Origin of the sequence: Paraburkholderia caledonica (assembly GCF_000383275.1) — a bacterium.
Taxonomy (GTDB): domain Bacteria; phylum Pseudomonadota; class Gammaproteobacteria; order Burkholderiales; family Burkholderiaceae; genus Paraburkholderia; species Paraburkholderia caledonica.
Map to the genome: position 1 here is coordinate 79,735 of NZ_KB911036.1, position 25,784 is coordinate 105,518.

The 25,784-nt window shown below is 60.6% G+C and carries 25 protein-coding genes; 10 read left to right on the plus strand and 15 right to left on the minus strand.

The window, feature by feature from the left end; all coding sequences use genetic code 11:
- The first annotated feature begins 4 nt into the window (after positions 1–4).
- The 5 genes from H281_RS0110145 (at position 5) to H281_RS36775 (ending at position 4,824) form a co-directional block, all read left to right on the plus strand.
- Complete coding sequence (locus H281_RS0110145) at positions 5–940, plus strand: sce7725 family protein (protein WP_020066999.1); 936 nt, start codon at positions 5–7, stop codon at positions 938–940.
- Between the two features lie 162 nt (positions 941–1,102).
- Positions 1,103–1,972 carry an RES family NAD+ phosphorylase gene (locus H281_RS0110150; RefSeq protein ID WP_241077862.1) on the plus strand — a complete coding sequence of 290 codons (870 nt, stop codon included), beginning with the start codon at positions 1,103–1,105 and terminating at the stop codon, positions 1,970–1,972.
- 713 nt (positions 1,973–2,685) lie between these two features.
- Positions 2,686–4,086 carry a DEAD/DEAH box helicase family protein gene (locus tag H281_RS0110155; protein WP_020067001.1) on the plus strand — a complete coding sequence of 467 codons (1,401 nt, stop codon included), beginning with the start codon at positions 2,686–2,688 and terminating at the stop codon, positions 4,084–4,086.
- A 74-nt stretch (positions 4,087–4,160) separates the two neighbouring features.
- Entirely contained in the window at positions 4,161–4,604 is a 444-nt protein-coding gene (locus H281_RS0110160; RefSeq protein WP_020067002.1) for a DUF6641 family protein, read from the plus strand.
- A gap of 52 nt (positions 4,605–4,656) precedes the next feature.
- Positions 4,657–4,824: a hypothetical protein gene (locus H281_RS36775; RefSeq protein WP_020067003.1), complete on the plus strand. Its 168-nt coding sequence runs from the start codon at positions 4,657–4,659 to the stop codon at positions 4,822–4,824.
- 145 nt (positions 4,825–4,969) lie between these two features.
- Here the strand turns inward: H281_RS36775 and H281_RS0110170 are convergent, their stop codons facing one another.
- From H281_RS0110170 to rsmD, 3 genes are all read right to left on the minus strand, one after another.
- Positions 4,970–5,956, minus strand: coding sequence for a site-specific integrase (locus H281_RS0110170; RefSeq protein ID WP_027804468.1), 987 nt, complete (start codon positions 5,954–5,956; stop codon positions 4,970–4,972).
- 201 nt (positions 5,957–6,157) lie between these two features.
- Complete coding sequence (gene coaD, locus H281_RS0110175) at positions 6,158–6,673, minus strand: pantetheine-phosphate adenylyltransferase (RefSeq protein WP_020067005.1); 516 nt, start codon at positions 6,671–6,673, stop codon at positions 6,158–6,160.
- Between the two features lie 112 nt (positions 6,674–6,785).
- Complete coding sequence (gene rsmD / locus H281_RS0110180) at positions 6,786–7,400, minus strand: 16S rRNA (guanine(966)-N(2))-methyltransferase RsmD (protein WP_027804469.1); 615 nt, start codon at positions 7,398–7,400, stop codon at positions 6,786–6,788.
- A 242-nt stretch (positions 7,401–7,642) separates the two neighbouring features.
- Between rsmD and ftsY the strand changes: the two genes are divergently transcribed.
- Complete coding sequence (gene ftsY, locus H281_RS0110185) at positions 7,643–8,833, plus strand: signal recognition particle-docking protein FtsY (protein WP_020067007.1); 1,191 nt, start codon at positions 7,643–7,645, stop codon at positions 8,831–8,833.
- A 92-nt stretch (positions 8,834–8,925) separates the two neighbouring features.
- On the opposite strand, the gene maiA is transcribed toward ftsY, so the two are convergent.
- Together maiA and H281_RS0110195 are read right to left on the minus strand one after the other, a co-directional pair.
- A complete protein-coding gene (gene maiA / locus H281_RS0110190) occupies positions 8,926–9,570 on the minus strand; it encodes a maleylacetoacetate isomerase (protein WP_020067008.1) in 645 nt (214 codons plus the stop codon).
- A gap of 25 nt (positions 9,571–9,595) precedes the next feature.
- Entirely contained in the window at positions 9,596–10,294 is a 699-nt protein-coding gene (locus H281_RS0110195) for a fumarylacetoacetate hydrolase family protein (protein WP_020067009.1), read from the minus strand.
- A 226-nt stretch (positions 10,295–10,520) separates the two neighbouring features.
- Between H281_RS0110195 and ybiB the strand changes: the two genes are divergently transcribed.
- Positions 10,521–11,495 carry a DNA-binding protein YbiB gene (ybiB, locus tag H281_RS0110200; RefSeq protein WP_020067010.1) on the plus strand — a complete coding sequence of 325 codons (975 nt, stop codon included), beginning with the start codon at positions 10,521–10,523 and terminating at the stop codon, positions 11,493–11,495.
- A gap of 3 nt (positions 11,496–11,498) precedes the next feature.
- Here ybiB and H281_RS0110205 read toward each other — a convergent pair whose 3' ends face one another.
- Positions 11,499–11,882, minus strand: coding sequence for a nuclear transport factor 2 family protein (locus H281_RS0110205; protein WP_020067011.1), 384 nt, complete (start codon positions 11,880–11,882; stop codon positions 11,499–11,501).
- Between the two features lie 43 nt (positions 11,883–11,925).
- Positions 11,926–12,489 (minus strand): acyloxyacyl hydrolase, encoded by a 564-nt coding sequence (locus tag H281_RS0110210; RefSeq protein ID WP_020067012.1) that lies wholly within the window; start codon positions 12,487–12,489, stop codon positions 11,926–11,928.
- Positions 12,490–12,848: 359 nt separating this feature from the next.
- On the opposite strand from H281_RS0110210, the gene rpoH reads away from it, so the two are divergent.
- The gene (rpoH, locus tag H281_RS0110215; RefSeq protein WP_020067013.1) at positions 12,849–13,784 is read left to right on the plus strand and encodes an RNA polymerase sigma factor RpoH; all 936 of its coding nucleotides are present in this window, start codon (positions 12,849–12,851) and stop codon (positions 13,782–13,784) included.
- Between the two features lie 340 nt (positions 13,785–14,124).
- On the opposite strand, the gene nagE is transcribed toward rpoH, so the two are convergent.
- The 5 genes from nagE to H281_RS0110240 all read right to left on the minus strand — a co-directional run bounded on the left by nagE (position 14,125) and on the right by H281_RS0110240 (position 21,547).
- The gene (gene nagE, locus H281_RS0110220) at positions 14,125–15,924 is read right to left on the minus strand and encodes an N-acetylglucosamine-specific PTS transporter subunit IIBC (protein ID WP_020067014.1); all 1,800 of its coding nucleotides are present in this window, start codon (positions 15,922–15,924) and stop codon (positions 14,125–14,127) included.
- A 71-nt stretch (positions 15,925–15,995) separates the two neighbouring features.
- Positions 15,996–18,560: a phosphoenolpyruvate--protein phosphotransferase gene (ptsP, locus tag H281_RS0110225; protein ID WP_020067015.1), complete on the minus strand. Its 2,565-nt coding sequence runs from the start codon at positions 18,558–18,560 to the stop codon at positions 15,996–15,998.
- A 38-nt stretch (positions 18,561–18,598) separates the two neighbouring features.
- A complete protein-coding gene (locus H281_RS0110230; protein WP_020067016.1) occupies positions 18,599–19,606 on the minus strand; it encodes an SIS domain-containing protein in 1,008 nt (335 codons plus the stop codon).
- Positions 19,599–20,702, minus strand: a complete 1,104-nt coding sequence (nagA, locus tag H281_RS0110235) for an N-acetylglucosamine-6-phosphate deacetylase (RefSeq protein WP_020067017.1) — start codon at positions 20,700–20,702, stop codon at positions 19,599–19,601. Before nagA ends, H281_RS0110230 begins: the two co-directional genes overlap by 8 nt.
- Positions 20,703–20,812: 110 nt before the next feature.
- Positions 20,813–21,547, minus strand: a complete 735-nt coding sequence (locus H281_RS0110240) for a GntR family transcriptional regulator (protein WP_020067018.1) — start codon at positions 21,545–21,547, stop codon at positions 20,813–20,815.
- Between the two features lie 369 nt (positions 21,548–21,916).
- Here H281_RS0110240 and H281_RS0110245 point away from each other — a divergent pair, with 369 nt between their 5' ends.
- Complete coding sequence (locus H281_RS0110245; RefSeq protein ID WP_020067019.1) at positions 21,917–22,843, plus strand: bifunctional helix-turn-helix transcriptional regulator/GNAT family N-acetyltransferase; 927 nt, start codon at positions 21,917–21,919, stop codon at positions 22,841–22,843.
- A gap of 6 nt (positions 22,844–22,849) precedes the next feature.
- On the opposite strand, the gene H281_RS0110250 is transcribed toward H281_RS0110245, so the two are convergent.
- Positions 22,850–23,662 (minus strand): MetQ/NlpA family ABC transporter substrate-binding protein, encoded by an 813-nt coding sequence (locus H281_RS0110250; protein WP_020067020.1) that lies wholly within the window; start codon positions 23,660–23,662, stop codon positions 22,850–22,852.
- 269 nt (positions 23,663–23,931) lie between these two features.
- Between H281_RS0110250 and H281_RS0110255 the strand changes: the two genes are divergently transcribed.
- A complete protein-coding gene (locus H281_RS0110255; RefSeq protein WP_020067021.1) occupies positions 23,932–24,222 on the plus strand; it encodes a YciI family protein in 291 nt (96 codons plus the stop codon).
- Positions 24,223–24,255: 33 nt separating this feature from the next.
- On the opposite strand, the gene H281_RS0110260 is transcribed toward H281_RS0110255, so the two are convergent.
- Complete coding sequence (locus H281_RS0110260) at positions 24,256–24,873, minus strand: SCO family protein (RefSeq protein ID WP_020067022.1); 618 nt, start codon at positions 24,871–24,873, stop codon at positions 24,256–24,258.
- Between the two features lie 4 nt (positions 24,874–24,877).
- Positions 24,878–25,783, minus strand: a complete 906-nt coding sequence (gene cyoE, locus H281_RS0110265) for a heme o synthase (RefSeq protein WP_020067023.1) — start codon at positions 25,781–25,783, stop codon at positions 24,878–24,880.
- Position 25,784 lies beyond the last annotated feature (1 nt).

Below are 25,784 nucleotides of genomic sequence, written 5' to 3' on the forward strand. Positions count from 1 at the left end.
CAATATGTATCACCCATACTTTCGCGGGAAGCAGTTCGAACTTTTGGCGATTCGTGAAACGGCGGAATTACTTGCCAAATCCAGTTTCGTGCCGATTATCGAGCCAGTAAAGGAGGCGTTAAACGGTCTGGATCGAACGCTCAAGGCAATCTGTAGCGTGAACGGCAAAGCGATCGTCATTGTTAATCCGGACTATGGCGATCACGCCAGTGATGGCGCTGACATCTCCGCATTGCTCAAAGCCGGATTCGGGGATCAAAACGCCATTGCAGCTGGAATCCTGCTGAAAGACAGCATGTCCGTCAACGACGCATTTCAGTTTTACCAAACACATCAGGACCACAGACCCGTCTTCATCCATGCGGGGTTCACCGAACCAAAGGCACTGGCAGAGAAGCTTGGGGATGCCCTCGTGAGCACGCAGCACGTTTTTGTCGAAAAGCACTGCGGAAAACTCTATTGGCGGCATTTCAAGGGTAGCATGCGGATCCTTTTGCGTGACGGCTTCGAGCGGCGCAAGAATGCCGATTACCCGCCTGTCGAAAAATTCTCCGACCTTCATGTCACGTTTGAGGAAGAAGGCATGAACGGCTTCGGCGACTTCTTAATGGTCGGTGACGACTACAGCGAAGGAGGTGGACCCGCGTACGCAGTCGCGATTCATCTCACGTACATCGACCCAGGCAAGGATGATGTGATGTACGTCTATCACTTCCTATCGACGACAAATAACACACCAACGGATCCAGCCGGCAAGTTCGGACAGGCTCTCGCAAAATTGATTTCGAAACTTGACTCGGGTACATCGCACTTGTTTGAAGGAACCGCTATCGCAGAGTTTAAAGAACTTCATTCGAAGAAACACTTCCCAGGACTCGGCCACGTGAAGAAGCTATCGATGAAGCATCACATCGAGACGCTTGCGAACTTCCTTTCCTAGACAGCACCTATGGCCGCATATTGTTGCCCCGAGTGTTTCGGTGATCGAGGCCTCAGCAAGAACATAATCCCGTCGCTAAGCCCCGGTCGAGGAAAATGCGACTTTTGCGAATCTACGGAAGTAGACCTCATTGAACCCGGCCAGCTTGCGACCGTATTCGAAATGCTGGTCAACGTATATGAGCCCAACGCAGAGGGAAAGTCCCTCGTTGAATGGATGAAAGCCGACTGGCGGCTGTTCTCACACCCACGGTTGGACGTTGCAAACGCCAAAGCGTTGCTTTGCGAAATTCTTGACGACGGAGAGATCGTCAGGAAGCCCTTCTCTCCGTCAGCGGCCTACAAAAGTGAAGGCCTCGTTCGTTGGGAAACGTTAAGGGACGAACTTCTTTATAAGAACCGATATTTTCTCGACGAAGCGCTCGACACCAATCGGTTGCGTGAACTCCTTTCTCACCTGCTCGCAGATCCACTGCCGGAGGTGTGGTATCGAGCCCGTATCATGACCAGCGATACGCCCTATCCGCTAGGCGAAATGGGCGCGCCGCCCAAACAGTACGCGACACACGGACGCGCCAACCCTGTCGGAATTCCATATCTCTACCTGGGGTCACTGCCGGAGACAGCGGCAGCAGAGGTACGCCCCCACACTGGCGAGGTCGCGTGCGTCGCGGAGTTTCAAGTGCTCCAGCCCTTAGTCGCCGTTGATTTGCGCGACCCACGCAAACTCGTCTCCCCTTTCGTTCTCGGCGACGCGGGCGCAATCGGGCAATTGCGCGCCGACATCCCTTTTCTGGAGAAACTAGGCGAAGAGCTTACGCGTCCCGTCCTTCCCCGCAGCGCGGCGATTGACTATATACCGAGTCAATACCTGTGTGAGTTCATCAAGAAAAGCGGTTACGACGGTGTCGCATTTCGCAGCTCTGTCAGTAGCGGTATGAATCTGGCGCTGTTCAGTCCGGCGAAAGCGAAAGGGATATCGGTAAGGCGTTACAACATTAACCGCGTCTCCGTAGACGTAGCTCCCGTCTAGGATATCGCGAGGCTTACCGCTGATTTGCGCTGCCGTCACGCTGAAATGCTGAATCCCCGCCGAGGCGAGGATTCAGTTTAGAGATTTTTAGCTATAAAACTCAACAAGCAACGCGGGAGCCCTCCGCCTCTGCCCTTCTATTTATTGGACATGACCGTAACGGTCTCAACCGTTGAATAGCGCCCTGCATACCCTTAGGACAATACACATTTGCGCAAGCCATCTGCGGAAGGACTCCTTCTGAGGAACGAAATGCCGAGTATATTTTGTGCATCTGGGGGTGCGAGCTTGCGATGCAACCCAGATGGGAAAAATGTATCGAGGCACAGGTGCTTCAGAGGAACTTGTGACGATGAAGCCCTGCGCCCAATGCATTTGATCTCGATCACGCACTAGCGCATTATGTGTTCTGCAAGCAAAGCTCCGGCATCGCTTTGTTGCAGGACAACATAATCCATTACCTCTGGTATTCCACTCGCCTCGCTCGCGCAATACCGGAAGATAATGACTTAGTTGTCTTTTCCCTACTTGCAATTCCGCTCAGGCAGATAGCTTTCGGCATGTAACGAAATTACTCTTCTAGATAGATAGAGGCCGTTACACAGTTCCGACGCCAAGCTAAATAAAGCGTGAGCAAGACGCTCACAACTGGTGCCAGAGAACCAGTAGCGACAGCACAACAACGCTGTCTGAACTATAAAATAAAAATAACAATGAAAATCTATACCGTGGATGCCCTCGCTGGCTCAGGAAAGACAAGAAAAGCCATCAATTACTCACTTGCCCAAGCAGCACTCGGCGTGAAAATCGCGTTGGTACAGCCGTCTACCGTCTTGATCGACCAGACGCGGGAGAATTTAGAGAAGCGCAACACAAACCACGTGCAGATAAGGAAGCTGCACTCAGAGTGCGTAAGCGGTCAGGTCAAGGACAAGATTCAGGACCATCTGCGTGCGGCAGCGCCAGGCGTCGGTGAGATCCTGCTGATCACGCATCAGTCCTTTCTGTCGCTGCCGTATTGGCACAACGCCAAAGATTGGATGATTATCATCGACGAAATCCCCCAATGCCTGGCGTCATGGTCCGCAAAGCTGCCGGTGAATCACAGCACGTTCACCAGCCACGTGGTTCTGCATGCGTCCGAGAATAATTATGCATTTCTTTCGATCAAGCAAGGCAGCGAGGCTGAAGTTCAGCGCATGGCTGAATGCAAATACAGCGACGATCAGGACAAGCTTTATCAAGACGTGTGCGACAAGCTGCACAACTACAACACGTGGGACACGTACGCTCAGGTCGATTCATGGAACAAGGTCGTGAATGGCGCAGAAATGGGCCAACAGTCGCTTACCATTTACTCACTACTGCGTCCGCAGTCTTTCGCTCAGTACAAATCGGTAACGATCATGGGAGCCATGATGACTGAGTCGGTGCTATACAAGCTTTGGTCTGAACATGTCGAGTTCCAGAAGCACGTTGCGATCTCCGCAAAACTGTCCGGCCAGACACACGCAAACGGCCATTTGCTGACGGTCAAATACATGTTCGAGAACGACTGGTCAAAGACCTTCCGTGACAGCAATATTGATGGCCAGTCTATTCAAGGTGCGGTAAAAACCAAAGTCGAAGAACTGATGGACGGCCAACGCTACATCTACGCGACCAACAACGATGACAAAACAGGTCTCGATTTTGGTACGCGCGTGCCCAATGTATGCCATGGTTTGAACAAGTACGTGAAGGTGCACAACGCCGTCTTCATGAGCGCGCTGAACAACAAATATGCAGACTTCGGCTTCATGAAGGCCAACGACGTGTCACCGGATGAGCTGACGCGCGCGCAGAGCCATCAAACCATGTACCAAACGATCATGCGAACTAGCCTGCGCGTTGCTGACGATACCAATCCGAAGACAGTGCTCGTGATGGACAAGAGGTCGGCCGACTATTTGCAACGATATTTTCCCGGCTGTTCCGTCGAAGCAATTGGCATGGCAGAACCCGGCAGAAAGAAAGCGGGACGCCCAAAGACAGGCAAGGCAATGACGGGAGCTGAGCGCCAAAGACGACGCAGGGACAGACTGAAAGCAGAATCGCAAAGCAAGGGAGAATGATTTCGATTTTTCACTTGATCTCTTTGCAACCGGAACGCATCCTCTCCTGCACCCACACATCAGAGGAGAACTAAGTGAGCACGCTGAATAACCTGAAGTTGGTCGCAACGAAGCGCCCCGGTGCCCTGCCCCAAGTCGTCGAGCGCCGTAACCGCCTGATCGCAAAGATTTGGGAACAGACGGAACTGGCGAAAGCGCAACAGCAAGGAAAGTCGTTCCAACCGACACGTTTCCGCTCGGTCAAGGACGCCGAAACTGGCGAGCGTCGCAATGTCGAAAGCACGAAGCGTGTTCGTGCATGGTGGTTCACTGCCGAAAACGGCAAACTCTGTATGTCTGTCCGCTATGGTGCCAAGACGCTCGAACTCGCGAAGGGCAAGTCGGCCATCGAGGTTGGCACAATCATTGAGTTGATCCCGACACTTGATGCGCTGAAGGCTGCGGTTGCAGCCGGCGAATTGGATACGCAGATCGAAGCGGTTAGTGCAACTATGCGCTCCGGCTTCGCAGCAAAATGACCGGCAACGCTACTTCCTCGCGCTCATAAATATCAGCGAGGAGGTAGCAATCATGCGATACATCGAAATCATCGGAGAAGTCGATCTGCAGAAACAGCAGGTCGACGCACAAAAGAAAGCGGCCAAGCGTGCAACACGAGCCGCAAAGACAGCAGACCTGCGTCTAAAACTACAGAAGACACAACAGCAGCTCGCGAAGCTCAACTCAAAGCCAATTTGAGGCGTTGAGCGACCCACGTCGCTCTTTGATTTGCCGACGACGCATTCAAAGGGCGAGTATCAAAGACAACAACTTTTCGCGCGCTTCCGTGTTTACGCTGTACACGACTTTATAGAACGAACAGCAGACAGATCTCCCTTCGCTCTCAGCCGAGCTTTTGAGCAAGCTCGCTTGCAGACACATGGTAATACCGCTTCAACATTTGCACGTTGGAATGCCCTGTTATCGATGCGAGTTCGATAACGTTCGGCAGCTTCTTCGCAAGCTTCGTCGTTGCCATGTGCCGCAGATCGTGAAAGTGAAAATCTTCGATACCAGCGCGTTTGCATGCGCGTGGCCATGCACACAACACGACGTTCTGGCTGATCGGGATGACACGCTCGTCAACACGCTCCAAACTTTCCAGAATCGCAATGGCTGCGCTACTCAGCGGCACATATCGGTCTTTCCCGTTTTTTGTCATCGGTAGATAGGCCGTGCGCTCTTCGAAATCAACGTGTTTCCATTCGAGCGAGAGCAACTCGCCCTGCCGCATCGCTGTCTCGAGTGCGAGATTCGCGAGCGGGACAAGCCACTTGCTCCGTAACTCGTGACGCTCTGCATTCAGCTCATGCAACAGCCGATCAAGCTCTGCAGGTTTCAACAGGCGGTTTCGACCAGGCGGCAATCGCGGCTTCTTCACAAGCTTTGCCGGATTGTTGATGCTGAGACCCCATTCACGCTGCGCATGCGTGATAACGGCGCTGATCGTCGCCAGTTCGCGGCAGACACACCCGTTAGACGCATCTTTGAGACGTTGATCGCGGTAATCGGCCAGCACGCTCGTCGTGAGATTCCGGATGCTGTACTCGGCAATCTTGTGGCGCATCATTTTGCCGATCCGGTATTCCTCACTCCGCCTGCTTCGCTTTGTCTGTGTGACCGACTCTTTGTAGCGGCCCAAAATATTACCAAATGTAATGTCGGTTGTACCGGCAAGATCCACCCACGTTCCGGCGTCCATTGCCGATTCAACAGCACGAGCCCAAACTTGGCCTTCGGCTTTTGTCGAAAACGACTTGTATTGCGTCGGAAATCCCTTTCGGTTTATTTTCACTTGCCAACGTCCATTTCGTTGGCTGAAAGTTGCCATTTTTACCTCTGAGTTGCAGTTGAGTTGCAAGAGGGTAATTTCTGGCAATCGGAAAAGCTAGAAAGCCTGGCTGAACGGTGAATTAAATATTTAATTAAATAAACAATTGATGCACTCGTCGGTAATCATCAAGGCCATACTTCTCTCACTTCGCGCCGGCCGCAGCCGGCTTTGATCCGTCAAACCGACAGTTTACGCCGGTTACGGCTGCGCCGCCGAAGCACCGTTATCCGGGTCCAACGCCGCAACCTTCTCCTTCAGCCATTTTTCGACCGACGGGAAAACGAACTTGCTCACGTCGCCGCCCAGCTGCGCGATCTCGCGCACAATCGTGCCCGAAATGAACTGATACTGATCGGACGGCGTCATGAACATGGTTTCGACGTCGGGCAACAGATAGCGGTTCATGCCCGCCATCTGGAACTCATACTCGAAGTCGGACACGGCGCGCAGCCCGCGCACGATCACTCGCGCGTTGTTGCTGCGAACGAAGTCCTTGAGCAGCCCTTTGAAGCTCATGACCTGAACATTCGGGTAATGGCCCAGCACTTCGTGAGCGATATCGAGCCGCTCCTTGAGCGTAAAGAACGGCTTCTTGTTGCGGCTGTCGGCGACGCCGACCACCAGCGTGTCGAAGATGCTCGACGCGCGCCGAACGAGGTCTTCGTGACCGCGCGTTAGCGGATCGAACGTGCCCGGGTACACGGCGACTACCATGAGACTTCTCCTCTCTTCAGACAGATGGGCACGTCAAAGCGTCCACGCGACGCATTTGGCACCGGCCGCACGCGTGACGGCAAACCGTCCGGCGCTTGTTATGGAAGGCGCATTATTCCTCATTTTCGCGCTGCAGCAAATGGAAGTGGACAGCGCCCGCCTTACCCTGCCGGACGATTTCCCACCCGGCAAGCGCTTCGTTCGCTCCGGGCTCGATCGCCACGCCGGCTTCTACATACAGGAAACCGTCGCTGCTCACGAGCGGAGCCGTCAGCCCGAGCGCTTTGTCCAGTACATCCGAGCCAAACGGCGGGTCGAGGAATACCACGTCGAACGAACCGGGCGGCAGACTCGCTGCAAGACGCAAACCGTCGGCCTCGGCAATTTCGATCATGCGCGCCCCGAGTCGTTCCTGGTTGGCCCGCAACTGGCTCGCCGCTCGCGAGTTGCGCTCGACCATCAGTACCCGTGCGGCGCCGCGCGACGCCGCTTCGAAGCCGAGCGCGCCGCTGCCGGCAAAGAGATCGAGGCAGCGCTGGCCATCCAGACGTTGCCCGAGCCAGTTGAACAGCGTTTCGCGAACCCGGTCCGGCGTGGGGCGCAAGCCGTCGAGGTCGAGCACGGGCAGTGGCGTGCGTTTCCAGTCGCCGCCGATAATCCGGATGGCGTGCGGCTTACCGCCTTTAGACGAAGCGCCATGGGCGCGGGAAGAGGCTGAACGGGGCATGCAGTTTCGATTGCGTTGACAGAAGCGTCCGCTGCGTCGAAGCAAGCGGACCGGAGCGCCAACGTTACCACAGGGGCGCGGCGCGTCCAGCCTGGCCGTTCGGCCTATACAACGTGCGACGGCGCGCCTGATAAAATGTGCGGCTTCCAGCGCCTTGCATCCCGCATCGCAACGCTGCCTGCCGCTTTCGCCGGTGCTGTACCGGCCGCGCGCATCGGCGCGCGCTCTCACCACGCCAGATCATGTTCAGCTTTTTCAAACGATTCAAGGGTTCGAAAGAGTCCGAAAACGCGCCAGACGAATCGCAAATCGCGCCTGAGGGGCTGATTGACGAGCCGGCTGCAGAAGCGCCGGCCGAGCCGCCTGTACCCGCGAAAGCCGGGCCGGCCGCGAATGCCGCAAGTGCCCGCGTGCCGGCGAGCATCGTGTCGCCGCCCGCCGCCGCGCCCGAACCCCAGCCCCAGCCCGATTTCGAGGAATCGACGCTCGAGACCGTCGAAATCGTGCCTCCGCCGTTGCAGGATGCGACCGCCAAACGCTCGTGGCTGACTCGCCTGAAAACCGGTTTGTCGAAGACCAGTTCGAGCCTCACCGGCATTTTCGTCGGCACCAAGATCGACGAGGATCTTTACGAAGAGCTGGAAACCGCGCTGCTCATGTCCGACGCGGGCGTCGACGCGACCGAATTCCTGCTTGAAGCGCTGCGCGAGAAGGTACGCACCGAGCGTCTTACGGAGCCGCAACAGGTCAAAACGGCGCTGCGCACGCTACTGGTCGAGTTGCTCAAGCCGCTCGAAAGCTCGCTCATGCTCGGACGCGCGCAGCCGCTCGTCATGATGATTGCGGGCGTCAACGGCGCGGGCAAGACGACGAGCATCGGCAAACTCGCCAAGCATCTGCAGAGTTTCAACCAGTCGGTGCTGCTTGCCGCCGGCGACACGTTCCGCGCCGCCGCGCGCGAGCAGTTGGCAATCTGGGGGCAGCGCAACAACGTCACCGTGGTGTCGCAGGAAAGCGGCGATCCGGCGGCCGTGATTTTCGACGCGGTCGGCGCCGCGCGGGCGCGCAAGATCGACGTGATGATGGCGGACACGGCCGGCCGTCTGCCTACCCAGTTGCATCTGATGGAAGAGCTGCGCAAGGTCAAGCGCGTGATCGGCAAGGCGCAGGACGGCGCGCCGCACGAGGTGTTGCTCGTGATCGACGCCAATACCGGGCAGAACGCGCTTGCGCAGGTCAAGGCTTTCGACGACGCGCTCGGCTTGACCGGCCTGATCGTCACCAAGCTCGACGGTACAGCCAAAGGCGGCATTCTTGCAGCCATCGCGCGGCAGCGACCCATTCCGGTGTACTTCATCGGCGTTGGCGAAAAGGTGGAGGACTTGCAGCCTTTCAGCGCTGAGGAGTTCTCCGACGCGTTGCTAGGCGGTTAAGCCGAAGCCACGCCCTTAGCGGCGCCTCGCCGGCAAGTCACAAAAAGGGCACTCTTCGGAGTGCCCTTTTTACACCGGCAACTCGGTGCGGCTCATTCGGCGTCTGGCTGCACGCCGGGCGCGGCGCGCGCGAATGCGTCGATTTGCATCGCGTGGTCGTAAATGCGCTGGATAGTCGGATATTTCGACGTATCGACGTTGAAGCGCTGCGCGTTGAACACCTGCGGAATCAGGCACGCGTCCGCGAGGGTCGGCTCGTCGCCGAAACAAAGCTTGCCGGTGCGCCCGTCGCTCGCCAGATGAGCCTCCAGCGTCGCAAAGCCTGTGTCCACCCAATGCCGGTACCAGGCGTCTTTCGCGTCGTTCTCCACGCGCAGCGTGTGTTTCAGATACTTCAGCACACGCAGATTGTTGAGCGGATGAATCTCGCACGCCACCTGCAACGCGAGCGAGCGCACATATGCACGGTCGGCGGGCGCCTTCGGCAAAAGCGGCGGCTCGGGATGCGTTTCTTCCAGATATTCGATGATAGCGAGCGACTGCGGCATCACCTCATGGCCGTCGATCAACGTGGGGACGATGCCGTCCACGTTGACAGCGCGGTATTCCGGCTTTAGCTGCTCGCCACCGTCTCGCACGAGATGTACAGGTACATACTCGTAGGGCAGGTTCTTCACGTTGAGCGCGATCCGCACCCGATACGACGCCGAGCTGCGAAAATAGCTGTAGAGCTTCATGTCGTTGTCTCCTCCCAAAACTGCTTCAGACGACGCGCACGCTGAATTCGCCCAGTCCGTCCACGCCGCCTTTCATCAGATCGCCCTGCACCACCGCGCCGACGCCTTCGGGCGTGCCGGTGAAAATCAGATCGCCCGGCTGCAACTCGAACAACGTCGAAAGGTAGGCAATGGTTTCGCCCACCGACCAGATGAGTTGCGACACATCCGAGCGTTGCTTCTCCTCACCGTTCACAGACAGCCAGATCGCGCCCTTCCCGATGTGGCCGACGCTCGACACCGGATGAATCGGGCCGAGCGGCGCGGATTCATCGAAACCCTTTGCGGTGTCCCACGGACGACCTAGCTTCTTCGCCTCGGCCTGCAGGTCGCGGCGCGTCATGTCGAGACCGAGCGCATAGCCGTAGACGTGATCCAGCGCGCTGTCCGCAGAGATATTTTTGCCGCCTTTACCGATCGCCGCGACGAGCTCCATTTCGAAGTGGACGTTCTTAGATAGCGTCGGATACGGAAACTCGCCGGTCTCGCCCGGCGGTACATACAGGACGGCATCTGCCGGCTTGCTGAAGAAAAACGGTGGCTCGCGGTCGGGATCATGACCCATCTCGCGGGCATGCGCCTCGTAATTGCGGCCGACGCAATAAATGCGACGCACAGGGAACTGCTCGCTGGACCCGACAACCGGCACTGCGACCACCGGTGCCGGTGCAAATACGTAACTCATCCGGTTCTCCGTTCTTCGATATGAGCCGCAGTGCGGCGATAAAACAGCGAGTGTAACGCGCGGTAGAAGGCGACGCGCGCAAGTCAGGCAAGGGTTCCGGAGAGCGGCGCGTCAATGCGCGCGTCTCGCCGGACGGCTATAGATGCGATACTCACACCAGATAACGTCCCTTGAATACCGTGGCGTACCGTCCCGACGGCGGCACGCCAGCACGTCAATTGCGCTCATGACAGACTCCGCCGACACCGCCAACCCGTTCCCCTGTGCCCGCTTCATCAAGGAAATCGGCCGCGGGCCGAACGGAGCACGCGCGCTCACGGCCGACGATACGCGCGCGCTCTACACCGCCATGCTCGACGGCCGCGTCGGTGAACTGGAACTGGGCGCGGTGCTGCTCGCTTATCGTGTGAAAGGTGAAACCGCCGACGAACTCGCGGCGATGCTGGCGGGCGCCCATGCGTCGTTCGAGCCGGTTCATCTGCGTCCCGGCGAGTTCCGGCCCGTGTCGATCCCCAGCTATAACGGCGCGCGCAAACAGCCGAACCTCGTGCCGCTGCTTGCGCTGTTGCTGGCGCGTGAAGGGGTGCCGGTCCTCGTGCACGGCATCACCGACGATCCCGGTCGCGTGACGAGCGCCGAAATTTTCACGCATCTGCGGATACCGCACGCGACCTCGCACGACGACATTGAAGACGGGCTTGCAGAGCGCCGTCTCGCGTTTGCGCCGATCGACGTGCTCGCGCCAAAGCTTGCACGTCTGCTCGGGCTGCGGCGGCGCATGGGCGTGCGCAATTCGACGCATACGCTCGTCAAGATTCTGCAGCCGTTCGCGCCCGCCGGGCTGCGTCTCGTGAACTACACGCATCCGCCGTATCGGGACAGCCTCACGCAGCTATTTAGCAGCCATCCGGACGCGGCGGCCGGCGGCGCTTTGCTCGCGCGCGGCACGGAGGGCGAAGCGGTCGCCGACACCCGGCGTCAGGTGCAGGTGGACTGGCTGCACGACGGGATCTGCGAAACGCGAGTGCCGCATGAACGCTCGTCGCGCGACGCACCTGAGGTCGAGTTGCCCGAAGCACGCGATGCCGCGACGACAGCGGCATGGATCGGCGCCGTGCTGCGCGGCGAGGCGCCGGTGCCAAGCGCGATAGAGAGGCAAGTCGAGTTGATTGCCGACGTCGCTAGAACGCCCGCGCACTGAAGCTCACTCAATCGCGCAACGCGTCGCCTGCCATGCAATGAGGCGCCACTGGCCGTCTTCCTGCGTGTGGATTGCCGTGTAGGCAATGGGAAAAAGCAGTGCGCCGCTATTCGCTTCCATCTCGATCAGCGCGCGACCGGTCACGACGCAGGTTTCGCGGCCGACCGGCAGCACATCTTGCGACTGCACTTCGATTTGCCGATAGCGGCGGCGCCCGGCGGTAATGCCGTCGATGAACTGCCGCTTCGTCTCGCGCTTGCCGTTCGTGTGCACGTAGCTCACGTTCTCTGCGAGCAGCGCGTCGAGCGATTGACCGTCGCCGTCGACCATCGCGCGGAAGCGTTCGCGTTCCAGCCCGCGGATCGCCTCGATTGTCTTTGCCGCCATTGCTCAGCCCCTTGCACCGGTGAGCCAGACGCGGCCACGGTCGTCAGAAGTTATATTGCAGGTATAGCTGGTGGAAATTTATACCAGGATTCGGCTCTTTGATACCGCCATTCGAAACATGCTGGAAGCGGTAGCCCGCCTGGTACTGCTGATGGGCGCCGAACTGCATGCCCACACCCGCCATATCGGCGAACTGGAACGCAGTGGACAGTGTGAAAGTCGAAGAAATTCTCGGGCTCGACAACAAGCGCACACCCGCGCCCGCTTCGACGAAAGGCCGGATCGATCCGGATCCTTTAATGAAGCGAATGATAGGCGTCACACCGATCTCGCCGATGTTCTCATGCACATTGCCTTCGTTCGTGTGCCACCAGGCAACATGGGCCTCGCCGATCAGCGCGAAATGCCAGTCGCCGATCTGCCACCACGTGAGATTCGGGTCCCACACGAGCCCGAGGTCCAGTTTCTTGACATGATGATCCCCTAGAGCTCCGGTGACCTGGACTCCGAACTGATCAGCGGCGGCGACGCCGGAAAGCGTGAGCAGCAGAGCCGCGCACGCAGTTTTTAGAGCCAGACCACGGAAGACATTCTTTTTGTTGTCCATCTGATACCCGCGCTCAGCAAGTTGAACATTCTGTAACAGTTTGCGTATTCTAAAGACAATCTGAAGGCGGTGGATCCTGTTAAGAAACTTAAATTTTCGCAATTACATACATCATAAAGTGCAAAAATCGGTCGAAAGTGAAAGTGAATGGTGTTTGTTAGGTAATTTCTACGGCAGCAGCGCTGGCCGCCGAAGGCGAGTATGATGACTATTGAAAGTTGAAATTCAATAGGAAACAACGGAACTTGGATGCCCCTATGGGCTCTAAGTATTAGCACTCGGAAATCGAGAGTGCTAACATCCAACGCTGGAGTCGTTACCTGAACAAGCTTTTGCCTGATTCCAAAGGAGTTTTAAACGTGAGCCATGCATTGACCCTTCCGAGTACTCTGAGCCCGTCGTCGGCTAAGGCCGCTCCGGCAGGTGCGCTGGCGCTCTCGCATTCCTCCCTGCTGCCCGGTCAACTGGGCAACATCGACGCCTACATCCAGGCCGTAAATCGGATTCCGATGCTGACGCCGGCAGAAGAACGCCAGTTCGCCACAGAATTCCGCGAGCACGACAACCTCGAGGCTGCACGCCGCCTCGTGCTGTCGCACCTGCGGCTGGTCGTCTCGATCGCGCGCAACTATCTGGGCTATGGGCTGCCGCACGCCGACCTGATCCAGGAAGGCAACATCGGCCTGATGAAGGCCGTGAAGCGCTTCGATCCGGAGCAGAACGTACGTCTCGTGTCGTACGCCATGCACTGGATCAAGGCGGAGATCCACGAATACATCCTGCGCAACTGGCGCATGGTGAAGGTCGCCACAACGAAGGCGCAGCGCAAGCTGTTCTTCAACCTGCGCAGCCATAAACAAGGCTTGGGCGCTTTCACGCCGGACGAGATCGAAGGACTCGCCAAAGAGTTGAACGTCAAGCGCGAAGAAGTAGCCGAGATGGAAACGCGCCTCTCCGGCGGCGACATCGCACTGGAAGGCCAGGTTGAAGACGGCGAAGAGTCGTATGCGCCGATCGCGTATCTCGCCGACTCGCATAGCGAGCCGACCGCGGTACTGGCCTCGCGTCAACGCGACAAGCTGCAAAGCGACGGTATCGCGACGGCACTGGAGGCACTCGACGCCCGCAGCCGCCGCATCATCGAAGCTCGCTGGCTGAAGGTCGAAGACGACGGTTCGGGCGGCTCGACGCTACACGAACTGGCCGACGAGTTCGGCGTCTCGGCTGAGCGTATTCGTCAGATCGAAGCTAGCGCAATGAAGAAGATGCGCGGTGCGCTGACCGAATACGCGTAACGCTCGTCAACGGACAGATCGGCGTGGTGTAAGCCGGTGAGCCAAAAAAGAAGCGCTGAAGTCCAAAGCCCTGCCTCGCAAGACGGCGGGGCTTTTTTTTGCGTCGTTCCCGGGCTGCGGCAAATGGGCACACGCGCCGGCTACGCGAGAAGGGTCGGCGTACCGCACGCTAACGAGTAGTTTGTCCGGCATGGCGCCGGTAAACGCAAAGCGGCACCTCGGATCGAGGTGCCGCTTTCTTATTGCGCTGCTGGTCGGGGGCTCGGTGGACCCGCGCTAACCGCATCGCCGCATCGCGTGGCATGAAGCGCCTTGAGCGCTTCGCCGCCACGCCTGTCGGTCACGCAGGCAAAGGCGCCGCGCCGCCGCTGGCCGGCATGCGCGTTGCCAGTGCTTGCGCGTAACGCCGCGCCGCATCGCCGACGACGATATGGACCGTATCCGCCGCAACCCACGCCGTGTCGAGCGTCGCGAGACGCTGACGATCCACCGCCGACGGATCCTGAACGACGATACGCAGACGCGTCGCCGCCACTGCGTCGAGCGACTTCACGTTGCCGGCGCCGCCAAACACCGCCAGCCAGCGCAATGGATCGGGATCGAGCGGACCATTTGCGGCAGCCGAAGCACCACCCACCGTCGCCGAAGGTGCAGCCGAAGTCGAAACCGCAGCCGGCGCAGCAGCGGATGCAGCCGGCTTCACCACACCGGCATCGTTACCGCCCCGCTCCATCGCAGTCCGAATTTCATCAGCGATGATGTCCGCTTCCGGTCCGATAATGACCTGTACGTTCGTCGCGCCGCGCTTGAGCACGCCGCGCGCGCCGATGGTCTTCAGTTCGTTCTCCGACACCTTGCCGGAGTCCACCACGGACAGACGCAGACGCGTCGTGCACGCATCCACCACCGAGAGATTCGCCGCGCCGCCGAGCGCCGCGATATAACGCTGCGCGCGCGGGACGGCAGCGCCTGCCACGGGCGAAACGAAACCGCCGGCCGCGAACGAATCGACTTGTTCGTCGGCAGCGGCGGGTTCACGGCCCGGCGTCGCCATGTTGAACTTGCGGATGAAGAAGCGGAACAGGCCGTAGTACACCACCGCATACACGATGCCGACCGGAATGGCCAGCCAGCCCTTGGTCGAAAGGCCGTAGTTCAGCACGTAGTCGATTGCGCCCGCGGAGAACGTGAAGCCGAGGTGAATGCCGAGCGCCGAACAGATTGCAAGGGCAAGACCCGTCAACAGCGCATGGATCACGTACAGCACCGGCGCGAGGAACATGAAGCTGAACTCGATCGGCTCCGTGACGCCCGTCAGAAACGACGTAAGCGCCATGGAAAACAGCAGACCGCCCACGATCGCGCGGCGCTCTTTCGGCGCTTCATGGAACATCGCGAGACATGCGGCCGGCAAGCCGAACATCATGACCGGGAAAAAGCCCGTCATGAACGTTCCGGCAGTCGGATCGCCGGCGAAAAAGCGATGCAGGTCGCCCGTCACGGCGGCGCCGCCCGGCGGCGTGAAGGTGCCGAACACGAACCACGTCAGCGAGTTCAGGATGTGATGCAAACCCGTCACGAGCAGCAGCCGGTTCAGCACGCCGAACACGAATGCGCCGAGCGCGCCCGCCGTGGTCAGCCAATGGCCGGCTGTATCGATCACGCTCTGCACCGGTTGCCACACATAGCCGAACAGAATGCCGAGCGCGAGACAGACCACGCCCGTGACGATCGGCACGAAGCGTTTCCCTCCGAAGAACGCCAGGTAGTCCGGCAGCTTGATGTCCTTGTAGCGGTTGTACAGCAAGCCGGCCACGATACCCGCCACGATCCCCGACAACACGCCCATATTCAGCTTGTCGTTGATGTCCTTCATCACCGCGACTTCGATCAGATAACCGATCGCGCCCGCGAGACCCGCGACGCCGTTGTTGTCCTTCGCGAAGCCGACCGCCACGCCGATTGCAAACAGCAGCGGCAGGTTGTCGAAGATCGCGCCGCCGGCGTCGGCGATCATCTTGATGTTGAACACATCGGGCTGGCCGAGGCGCAGCAGCAGGCCGGCAACCGGCAGCACCGCGATAGGCAGCATCAGCGCGCGTCCCAGGCGCTGAATCTTCAGAAACGGATTCCCATCCATTGATACCTCCAATCCTTGTCTCGTTGTCGACGAACGTCGTGAGTTATGTAGCGTTGCGTACCGTGCGGGGTTCAGTCCAACGGCCACGTTTCGCGGCTTACTGCTCTTACCGCCTGCGCCGATTCGAGCGCCAGCGCGTCCTGGGCGCGTTGACGGCACAGTTGATAATCGAGGTTGCGCACCCGCGCCTTGATGCCCGGCACCGAAACCGGGTCCACCGAAAGCTCGGTTACGCCGAGGCCGACAAGCAGCGGCATCGCAAGCGGATCGCCCGCTAGCGCACCGCATACGCCGACCCATTTGCCATGCTTGCTCGCGCCTTGCACGGTCGCTGCAATCAGTCGCAGCACGGCCGGATGCAGACCGTCGGACTGTGCGGCGAGATCGGCCTGACAGCGGTCCATGGCGAGCGTGTATTGCGTCAGGTCGTTCGTGCCGATCGACAGGAAGTCCGCGTGTTGCGACAGTTGGTCGGCCAGCAGCGCCGCCGACGGCACCTCGATCATCACGCCGACTTCAATCGGCTCTGTGCGGCCCAACTCGCGAGCAAATTCGTCGATCCGTTTGCGGATGCGAATCAGCTCGCCCACATCCGTCACCATGGGCAACAAAATGCGTACGGCACCAAACGGCTTTACGGAGAGCAGACCGCGCAGCTGATCGTCGAGCAGATCGGGGCGCACCTGCGCGAGGCGAATGCCGCGCAAGCCGAGCGCGGGGTTCGGCTCTGGCGGCAGCGTGAGGTAGTCGACTTCCTTGTCCGCGCCGACGTCGAGCGTGCGGATGATCGCGGTGCGGCCGCTCAATGCGTCGACAATGCCTTGATAGCTCTGCCGATGCTCGTCCGTGGTCGGCGCGGCTGCACGGTGAATGAACAGCAGTTCGGTACGCAGCAGGCCGACCGAGTCCGCGCCGTTTTCCACGGCCGTTTTCGCGTCGTCGAGCGTCGCGATGTTCGCGGCGACTTCGATCGCGCGGCCATCGGCCGTGACCGCAGCTTCCTGCGACGTACGGCGATTCGCTTCGCGCACACCCGCAAGGCGGCTGCGTTCGAGCCGCGCGCGTTCGACATCCAGCTCCGTGGGGGCAAATTCCAGCCGACCGGTGGTCGCGTTGACGACGACCTGCGTGCCTTCGGGAATCGCATACAGCGCATCGCCCATAGCGACCAGCGCGGGAATGCCCGCCTGCCGCGCGAGAATCGCCGCGTGCGACGTCGCACCGCCGCGCGCCATCACGAGCGCCGTGACGCGTGAACGATCCAGTGCGGACAAATCGGATGGCGTGAACTCTTCCGCGGCGAGCACTGCTTCGTCCGGGAGCGCGCGCGCTGCGGCATTCGTATAGCCGAGCGCACGCAGCACGCGTTTCTCGATGTCGCGCAGATCGGCGGCACGTTCGGCGAGCAACGCGTCTTCGATATTAGTAAGGATGGCTATCTGTGCGCGAATCGCTTCGCGCCACGCAAAGCCCGCACTCTTGCCGAGACTGATCAGATCGCGCGCGGCGTCGAGCAGCGTGGGGTCTTCAAGCAACACGCGATGCACCGCGAAAATACCCGCCTCGCCGACCGCACCGCGTTGCGACGCGTCGCGCACCGTCGTGCCGAGGTCGGTGTCGACGGTCGCAATCGCCTTGTCGAGCAGACGGCTTTCCGCAGCCGACGTGCCGCTTGCCTGTTCAGGCGGATCGATGTCCGCGTCGTCCCAGCACACCAGCTTGCCGATCGCCACGCCCGGCGACGCGCAGACACCGGCGAGCGTGTTCGGCGCGAGAGTCTCGCCCGCCGCCGGTGCCACGGTTTGCGGCGCGGGCGAACTCTGCCGCGCAGGCTTCTCTTCGACTTCGCCGTGCGCCTCGCGCGTCAGCTCGTCAGCAATCGCGTCTACAGCGGCGCGGGCTTGCGGACCCACGCCGAGTAGCTCCACCGTCGCGCCTTGACCCGCGCCGAGTCCCAGCAGTCCAACCACGCTTTCGATTGCCGCCTTGCGCCCTTCGTAACGCACCTCGACACGCGCATCGAAACCGCGCGCCGCTTCACGCGCACGCGCTGCCGGCCGTGCATGAAGGCCGCCCGCGTGAACCAGTGTGACTTGCGCGCGCGCTTCCTCAGTCACGCTCGTTGCGCTCAACTGACGAGACGCGTCGGCCGCCGCACCGTCGCGAGGACGCAGCAACAACAGCGGCGTTTCACCCGCCTTCAGCATGCCGCCCTGCGCGCGCTCGACGATTTCGAACGCGTCAGAGTTGGCTATAGCGATGACAGAAACAAGGCTCGGCGCATGCAAGGCGATCTGATCCTGATCGAACTCGATCAGCACGTCGCCGGCATGCACGTGTGCGCCCTGCTCGATCATCGGCGCAAAGCCTTTGCCGTTCAGCTCGACAGTGTCGATACCGATATGCAGCAGAATCTCGGCGCCCTCCGCCGTGGCCAGCGTCACAGCGTGGCCGGTGCGTGCAAGGTGGGTGACGGTTCCCTCGCACGGCGCGACGAGTCGGCCCTCGAGCGGATCGACGCCGATCCCGTCACCGAACATGCCGCCCGAAAACACCGGGTCGGGCACGTTCGCGAGCGGCACGACCGGACCGGTCATCGGCGCCAGCAAAACAATATGGCCTTCAGAATGGCTCATTAAACGGGACTCCTCGACACGTCGCATCTGATTTCTCGTCAGTGAGTTTCGGTGATTTTGTTGAGATGGCGCGGCGCATCGGGATTGCGCCCGCGCGCGGCCGCAAGGCCCGCAGCCATCACGTAAAAGGACAGGATGGCGGCGATCGGATCGAGCGCCGCGTGAGCGGTGGTAGCGAGCGGCAGCGTCGCTTCGGGTACATCGGACGGAGCGGCAAGCAAAACGCGAGCACCGCGAGCCTGCATGTCGCGCGCGAGTTGCAGCAGACCAGCCTGCTCCGGCCCGCGCGGTGCGAACACCAGCAACGGATAGTCGCGGTCGATCAGTTCCATCGGACCGTGCCGCACTTCCGCGCTAGAAAACGCTTCTGCCTGAATGCCGGAGGTTTCCTTCAGCTTCAACGCGGCTTCCTGCGCGACGGCAAGGCCGAGACCGCGGCCGATCACGATCATGCGTTCGATGCCGCGCAGTTCGTCGACGGCTTTCGACCAGTCGAGCTTGCCGGCGGTCTGCAACGCGTCGGGCAGCGCGTTCAACGCAGCCAGCAAGTCCGGATCGCGCTGCCAATGCGCAACCAGTTGCGCGGAAATCGAGAGCATCGCGATGTAGCTTTTGGTGGCGGCAACGCTCAGTTCAGGACCCGCGACGAGCGGCAGATGCCACTCGCACGCGTCGGCGAGCGGTGAAGCCGGTGCGTTGACTGCGGCAACCGTCAACGCGCCCGCCTCGCGCAACGCCTGCATCGTGCCGACAAGATCAGGACTCTTGCCCGATTGCGAGAACGCCAGTGCAAGCTGATCGCGAACCTGTAGCGGCGCCTGTTGGAGCGTCGCGACCGACATGGGCAGCGACGCGACCGGCACGCCGAGGCGGCTCATCGTCAGGCTTGCGAAGTAACTTGCCGCATGGTCGGAACTGCCGCGCGCGACCGTCAGCGCGACATGGCGAGGTTGCTGAGCGAGCCGGGCGGCCAGGGCCTCGACGCGCGAGGTGTCCGTGAGTTGCGCGGCGACCGTTTCTGCGGACGCCAACGCCTCTTTAAGCATATTCGACAATTGCTTCTCCTTCGACGTATGTCGCGCTCAACGCCAGTTCACGATCGAACACGACGACGTCGGCCCATGCACCGCGCGCGATGCGGCCGCGGTCTTCGATGCCGAGGTAGTCGGCGGCGTAGCGCGACAAACGGTTTGATACATCGGCGATCGGCAGACCGATCGACACCAGATTGCGCAGCGCCTGATCCATGGTCAGGGTGCTGCCGGCGAGCGTGCCGTCGGCGAGACGCACGCCGCCGAGACACTTCGTTACGTGCTGGCTGCCCAGGCGGTACTCGCCGTCGGGCATGCCGGTCGCCGACGTGCTGTCCGTGACCACGTACAGCCGCGGAATCGCGCGCAGTGCGGCGCGGATCGCACCCGGATGCACGTGCAGCAGGTCGGGAATGATTTCGGCGAATTCGGCATGCGCGAGCGCCGCGCCGACGAGGCCAGGATTGCGGTGATGCAGCGGCGACATCGCGTTGAAAAGATGCGTGAAGCCGCACGCGCCGTGTTTGAGCGCGGCAACGGCGTCGTCGTAAGTGCCGAGCGAATGGCCGAGCTGTACGCGCACGCCGCGCGCCGCCATCTCCGAGATGATGTCCATATGGCCGGCAATTTCAGGCGCCAGCGTAACGACGCGAATCGGCGCGATGGACAGATACTTGAGCACTTCGTCCATCACAGCGGAGACGGCTGCATCGGGCTGCGCGCCCAGCTTGCCAGGGTTGATGTATGGCCCTTCCAGATGTACACCGAGCACTCGCGAGCAGCCTGGCGTGCGCACGCGCGCGACGTCGCCGAGACCGGCGACCACGCTCATCAGTTCGTCGCGCGGCGCGGTCATGGTGGTAGCCAGCAGACTCGTCGTGCCGTAGCGCGCATGAGTGCGTGTGATCGTTTCGATCGCGTTACCGGCTTCCATGACGTCGGCGCCGCCGCCACCGTGCACGTGCAGGTCGATGAAGCCCGGCAGGATGTACGGAGCGTCGTTCGTCGCGGGATCGACACGCTCGCCGGTAATCGCCGTGATGCGGCCGTTTTCGAATTCGAGCGTGCCGTGAATCCACCCGTCGGTGGTGAGTATGTTTCCGGTCAGCATGAGTCTCTCTTGCAAGGCGTGATACGGGGTGGCTCAATCGCGCCTGAGCGCGCGGTGCGGGGCGCGGGCGCGCGGCTTACGCGGCCGTGTGCCCCACCTGGATGCGGCGCTCAGGTCCGCAATTCAGCGACGAAGTCGTAGTAGTCGTCGCGGCAATAGGTGTCCGTCAATTCGATTGCGCGCTGGTCGGCGCTATAACCGATACGGGTAATGACCAGCAGCGCCGAGCGCGGTTCGATATCCATGAGGGAAGCGATCTCGCTCGAAGCGTTGACCGCGCGAAAGTGCTGCAACGCGCGCACAACCGCTGCGCCGCGTTGCTCCAGATAGCTGTAAAGCGAAACGCCGATTGCCTGCGGATCGGGAACGATCGCGACCGGAAGCGCCGAGTGCTCGACCGCCATCACGATGCCGTCCGCGCGGCGCAGCCGGCGCAGGCTCGCCACTGCCGCGCCGGGCGACAAACCGAGGCGCACCAGCTCTTCCCGATTGGCAGCGCGAATATCGCGCTCGAGCCAAACCGAGTCCGGACGGAAGCCACGCTGCTGCATCTTCTTGGTGAAGCCGGTGAGCCGCGACAGCGGATCTTCGACGCGTGGCGTGATGAAGCTGCCCGCGCCCCGCGCGCGCCGGATGAGTCCCTGCTCGACCAGCAGTTCGATTGCCTTGCGCGCGGTAATGCGCGACACGCCGATTGCGTCCGAGAGCGTCCGCTCCGAAGGCAACGCTTCACCGGCCGACCACACCCCGCAATGGATCGCGGTCGCCAGATTGCGCGCGAGCTGCAAATACAGCGGCGTGACGTTGCGAGCGTCAGGCATGAGTGCGGACCAGCGAGTTTCCATGGCGCTCCGGCGGCAGTGGCGGAAGGTTCGGCCTGCAAAAAATGAGAGCCCATTATATAACCAACATAATACCAGTCAACGAACTGGTTCTATGCCGGTATGACCGGGCGCAAAGCCTTGTCCATCAAGCCGGAGCGGCCGATGAACATGGTCCGCATGCGGGTTCGGAGAGCCCAGGATTTACCCGTATTCGAGACGAATTCAGCATGTAGCAGACCCAATTACGATCCAGTTCGCGAGGTCTGAAAGAGTGCACGTTCGTCCGTTTTCGAACCCCGCGCGGCTTATGCCAAATGCATGATTTTGTTAAGGAAGGCGCGTTCCAATATAGTGGTATGCGAATCCATAAAAAGAACGGGAGATCAGCATTTGACCGATTCCGAGACGCTGCGACGGGCCCAGGCAGTCCGCCATTTCAATCGCTTCTACACGCGGCTTATCGGCGCTCTGCACGAGCGCCTGGCTCGCAGCACGTTCTCGTTGACGGAGGTGCGCGTGCTGCACGAACTGTCGCGCGGACGCGCGCAGACGGCGTCGGCGCTCGGCCGCGCGCTTGGACTCGACAGCGGTTATCTGAGCCGCTTGCTCACCAGTTTCGAGCGTCGCAATCTGATTACGCGACGGCCGTCCGAAACGGACGCGCGCCAGTCGCTAATCGAACTGACGGCTCACGGCCACGCAGCCTATGCGCCGCTCGACTCGGCAGCTGTTGAGGAAGTGCTGGACCTGCTCGGCGGACTCGGCGCGGGCTCACAGGAGCAGTTGATTGCCGCGATGAACCTTATTGAAAGACTGCTCGGCGACAAGCCGCAGCAGGGCGCCATCGAACTGCGCGCGCCGCGCCCCGGCGAGTGCGGCTGGCTCGTGCATCGACAAGCGCAGTGGTTCGCGGCGCAATATGGTTGGGACGGATCGTTCGAAGGGCTGCTTGCGCGCGTGGTCGCCGACTACACGCAACGCAACGATAGCATTCGCGAAACATGCGTCGTCGCTGATCACAACGGCATGGTGGTGGGCGCGGTGTGCATCGTCGCCGTGTCAACGACGGTGGCCGGCGTGCGCCTCTTGTGGGTCGAACCGGACGTGCAGCATCTTGGCATCGGCACACGCTTGATGACTGAAGCAACGCGGTTCGCGCGGCGCGCGGGTTACACGAGACTGACGCTGACCACGGCCAGCGCATTGGAAGAGCCGCGGCGCCTGTGCAAGCGCGCCGGTTTCGAACTCGTCAGCACGGCGCCGGAGCGCCGTTTCGGCAAGGATCTGATGATCGAGCGGTGGGAGTTGGGACTGTGAGCCGCGTTAGAACGACGGCACCACCGAACCCTTGAACTGCGTCTTGATGAACTGGCGCACGTCTTCCGACTGATACGCTGCAACCAGCTTCTTCACCCACGGCTTGTCCTTGTCCTGGGTGCGCACCGCGATCAGGTTCGCGTACGGGCTGTGAATGTCTTCGAGCGCAATCGCGTCTTTGGTCGGCTGCAGACCGGCGGAAAGTGCAAAATTCGTGTTGATCGCGGCTGCGTCCACATCGGCCAGCGAGCGCGGCAATTGCGCGGCATCGAGTTCGACCAGTTTGATCTTCTTCGGATTCTCAGCGACGTCGAGCGCTGTAGCATTGTTGCCGTTCGTACCCGCGCCGGCCCTCAGCTTGATCACGCCTTGCGTCTGCAGGAGCAGCAGCGCACGGTTCTCGTTTGACGGATCGTTCGGTACAGCGACCTTCGCGCCTTGCGGCAAATCCTTTAGCGACTTCAGCTTCTTCGAGTAGATGCCGAGCGGCGAGATGTAGGTGAGACCCGCGTTGACAATCTTGTAGCCACGCTGCTTGATCTGGCTGTCGAGATACGGCTGATGCTGGAAGCTGTTGGCGTCGAGATCGCCTGCGTCGAGCGCGGCGTTCGGCTGCACGTAATCGTTGAATTCGACGACCTTCACGTTCAGGCCTTCACGCTTTGCCACCTTGGTGACGACTTCCCAGATCTGCGCGTCCGGGCCGCCGATGGTGCCGACCTTGATGACTTTGTCGTCGGCATGAGCGCCGAGGCTGGTGACGATCGCCGCGCCGGCGATCACTGCGGAGAGGGCTTTGAGGATATTTCTGCGCTGCATGTAATTCTCGCTGTTTCTAATCGAATCGTTCGCATGAGATTCGGGTGATAGCCGGACGCGGGCACTGATGACACGCAGGTAGCAGCGGGATCAGAGCGCGCCGCCGGCCGGACCGTAAATCGTCTCATATGCCGTGCGAGATGTGAAATACAGCAATCACATATAGGTATGCGAAGCGCGATCGGGCGGCGAAGCGCCACGCTGTGGCTGATAATTCGAAACGTTGCCGCGAGCATCCGCGGTACGTTCAATCTCCTGCGAGGACGCCCATGTATGTCATCAACCTGATCTATACCGCTTCACTCGAACGAATCGACGACGCGCTCGAAGCGCACCGTGCGTTCCTGACCACGCATTTCGAAGCAGGTGTGTTCGTGGCCGCAGGACCGAAAGTGCCGCGCGACGGCGGCATCATTCTGGCGGTGCGCATCGAGCGTGACAGGCTGGATGCGATCCTCGCAACCGACCCGTTCGCCGTGCAGAAGCTCGCGCGTTACGAGGTGACCGAGTTCAAGACGACACGGCTTGCGCCGGGATTGAATCTGCCGATGTCGGTTTGAGCTTGGAGCAGGTCTTTTATGTACAGCACGACGTCAGTCAAGCAGCAGCTTGATGTCGTGCACCCAAGGCGCGGCGCCCTGGCCGTCGCGCGCGAAAAGGCGCAGCTTGCCCTCGGTGTCGAACACATAGCTCGCCGCCGTATGGTCCATCGTGTAGCTGTCGGGGGTCTTGCCGGGCACCTTCGCGTAGTAGACGCGGAAGTCTTTCGCCACTTTTTTGAGCTGTGCCTCGTCAGCGGGACGCAGGCCTACGAAGGTCGGATTAAACGCGGAGACGTATTGCCCGAGCAGCGCGGCAGTGTCGCGCTCGGGATCGACAGTGACGAACAGTACTTGAACGCGCTTGGCGTCTTCGGGACCGAGTTGCTGCAGCGCTTGTGAGAGCTCGGCCATCGTGGTGGGGCAAACATCCGGGCAATGCGTGTAACCGAAAAACAGCACGACGACCTTGCCTTTGTAATCCGCCATTGTGCGAATCTTGCCCGACGTGTCCGGCAACGAGAAGTTGCTTCCAAACTGGGTATTGCCGGTCAAGTCCAGGTTCTGGAACGCTGGCGGCTGCTTGCCGCAGCCCGCCACGAACAATGCGCTGCCGAGCGCACACGCAATCACAGCAGCACGCGCCGCACGCGCGAAGCGGGTATTGAGCATGGTATTACGCGCCGATCACAACGCGCACATAGTGGTCGACCAGCAGCGCGGCAAACAGCAGCGACAGATAGACGATCGAGTATCGGAAGGTCCGGCGCGCCAGATTGTCGGAGTACTCGAGGTAGATCTTCCACGCATAGGCGAGAAACACCGCGCCGAGCACTACGGCCGCTGCAAGGTAGAGCACGCCGCTCATGCCGGAGATGAACGGCATCATAGTCACGGCGAACAGAATTACTGTGTACAACAGAATATGCAGCCGCGTGTACTTTTCGCCGTGCGTGTTCGGCAGCATCGGTAAGCCGGCGTTTTCATAATCTTTGCGGCGGTACAAGGCGAGCGCCCAGAAGTGCGGGGGCGTCCACACGAAAATGATCAGCACCAGAATCCACGCGTCGCCCGGCACCTGACCGGTGACGGCGGCCCAGCCGAGCGCCGGTGGCATCGCACCCGACGCGCCGCCGATCACGATGTTCTGCGGCGTGGCCGGCTTGAGCAGCAGCGTATAGATGACGGCATAGCCGACGAACGTGGCGAGCGTGAGCCACATGGTCAGCGGATTGGCGAACGTGTAAAGCGTCCACATGCCAAGGCCGCCGAGCACGGCGGAGAACAGCAGAATTTGCGTAGTGGTGATCTCGCCGCGCGCCGACGGACGCCACGACGTGCGCCGCATTTTCGCGTCGATTTTTTGTTCGACGAGGCAGTTGATTGCAAACGCCGCACCGGCGAGCAGCCAGATGCCGACGGTGCCGCCGATCAGAACCGTCCAGGGCACCATGCCGGGCGTCGACAGAAACATGCCGATGACGGCACAGAACACGGCAAGTTGCGTGACGCGCGGCTTGGTCAGCGCAATGTACTGCGAGATCCGGCTGCCGGGCGTATGAGGGAGTGTTGTGCTGTCCATG

Bases quoted from the DNA above. Each gene is read 5' to 3' on its own strand.
- H281_RS0110145 (WP_020066999.1), top strand. From the start codon at position 5: ATGTATCACCCATACTTTCGCGGGAAGCAGTTCGAACTTTTGGCGATT.
- H281_RS0110150 (WP_241077862.1), top strand. From the start codon at position 1,103: ATGCTGGTCAACGTATATGAGCCCAACGCAGAGGGAAAGTCCCTCGTT.
- H281_RS0110155 (WP_020067001.1), top strand. From the start codon at position 2,686: ATGAAAATCTATACCGTGGATGCCCTCGCTGGCTCAGGAAAGACAAGA.
- H281_RS36775 (WP_020067003.1), top strand. From the start codon at position 4,657: ATGCGATACATCGAAATCATCGGAGAAGTCGATCTGCAGAAACAGCAG.
- H281_RS0110170 (WP_027804468.1), bottom strand. From the start codon at position 5,956: ATGGCAACTTTCAGCCAACGAAATGGACGTTGGCAAGTGAAAATAAAC.
- coaD (WP_020067005.1), bottom strand. From the start codon at position 6,673: ATGGTAGTCGCCGTGTACCCGGGCACGTTCGATCCGCTAACGCGCGGT.
- rsmD (WP_027804469.1), bottom strand. From the start codon at position 7,400: ATGCCCCGTTCAGCCTCTTCCCGCGCCCATGGCGCTTCGTCTAAAGGC.
- ftsY (WP_020067007.1), top strand. From the start codon at position 7,643: ATGTTCAGCTTTTTCAAACGATTCAAGGGTTCGAAAGAGTCCGAAAAC.
- maiA (WP_020067008.1), bottom strand. From the start codon at position 9,570: ATGAAGCTCTACAGCTATTTTCGCAGCTCGGCGTCGTATCGGGTGCGG.
- H281_RS0110195 (WP_020067009.1), bottom strand. From the start codon at position 10,294: ATGAGTTACGTATTTGCACCGGCACCGGTGGTCGCAGTGCCGGTTGTC.
- ybiB (WP_020067010.1), top strand. From the start codon at position 10,521: ATGACAGACTCCGCCGACACCGCCAACCCGTTCCCCTGTGCCCGCTTC.
- H281_RS0110205 (WP_020067011.1), bottom strand. From the start codon at position 11,882: ATGGCGGCAAAGACAATCGAGGCGATCCGCGGGCTGGAACGCGAACGC.
- H281_RS0110210 (WP_020067012.1), bottom strand. From the start codon at position 12,489: ATGGACAACAAAAAGAATGTCTTCCGTGGTCTGGCTCTAAAAACTGCG.
- nagE (WP_020067014.1), bottom strand. From the start codon at position 15,924: ATGGATGGGAATCCGTTTCTGAAGATTCAGCGCCTGGGACGCGCGCTG.
- ptsP (WP_020067015.1), bottom strand. From the start codon at position 18,560: ATGAGCCATTCTGAAGGCCATATTGTTTTGCTGGCGCCGATGACCGGT.
- H281_RS0110230 (WP_020067016.1), bottom strand. From the start codon at position 19,606: ATGCTTAAAGAGGCGTTGGCGTCCGCAGAAACGGTCGCCGCGCAACTC.
- nagA (WP_020067017.1), bottom strand. From the start codon at position 20,702: ATGCTGACCGGAAACATACTCACCACCGACGGGTGGATTCACGGCACG.
- H281_RS0110240 (WP_020067018.1), bottom strand. From the start codon at position 21,547: ATGGAAACTCGCTGGTCCGCACTCATGCCTGACGCTCGCAACGTCACG.
- H281_RS0110250 (WP_020067020.1), bottom strand. From the start codon at position 23,662: ATGCAGCGCAGAAATATCCTCAAAGCCCTCTCCGCAGTGATCGCCGGC.
- H281_RS0110255 (WP_020067021.1), top strand. From the start codon at position 23,932: ATGTATGTCATCAACCTGATCTATACCGCTTCACTCGAACGAATCGAC.
- H281_RS0110260 (WP_020067022.1), bottom strand. From the start codon at position 24,873: ATGCTCAATACCCGCTTCGCGCGTGCGGCGCGTGCTGCTGTGATTGCG.
- cyoE (WP_020067023.1), bottom strand. From the start codon at position 25,783: ATGGACAGCACAACACTCCCTCATACGCCCGGCAGCCGGATCTCGCAG.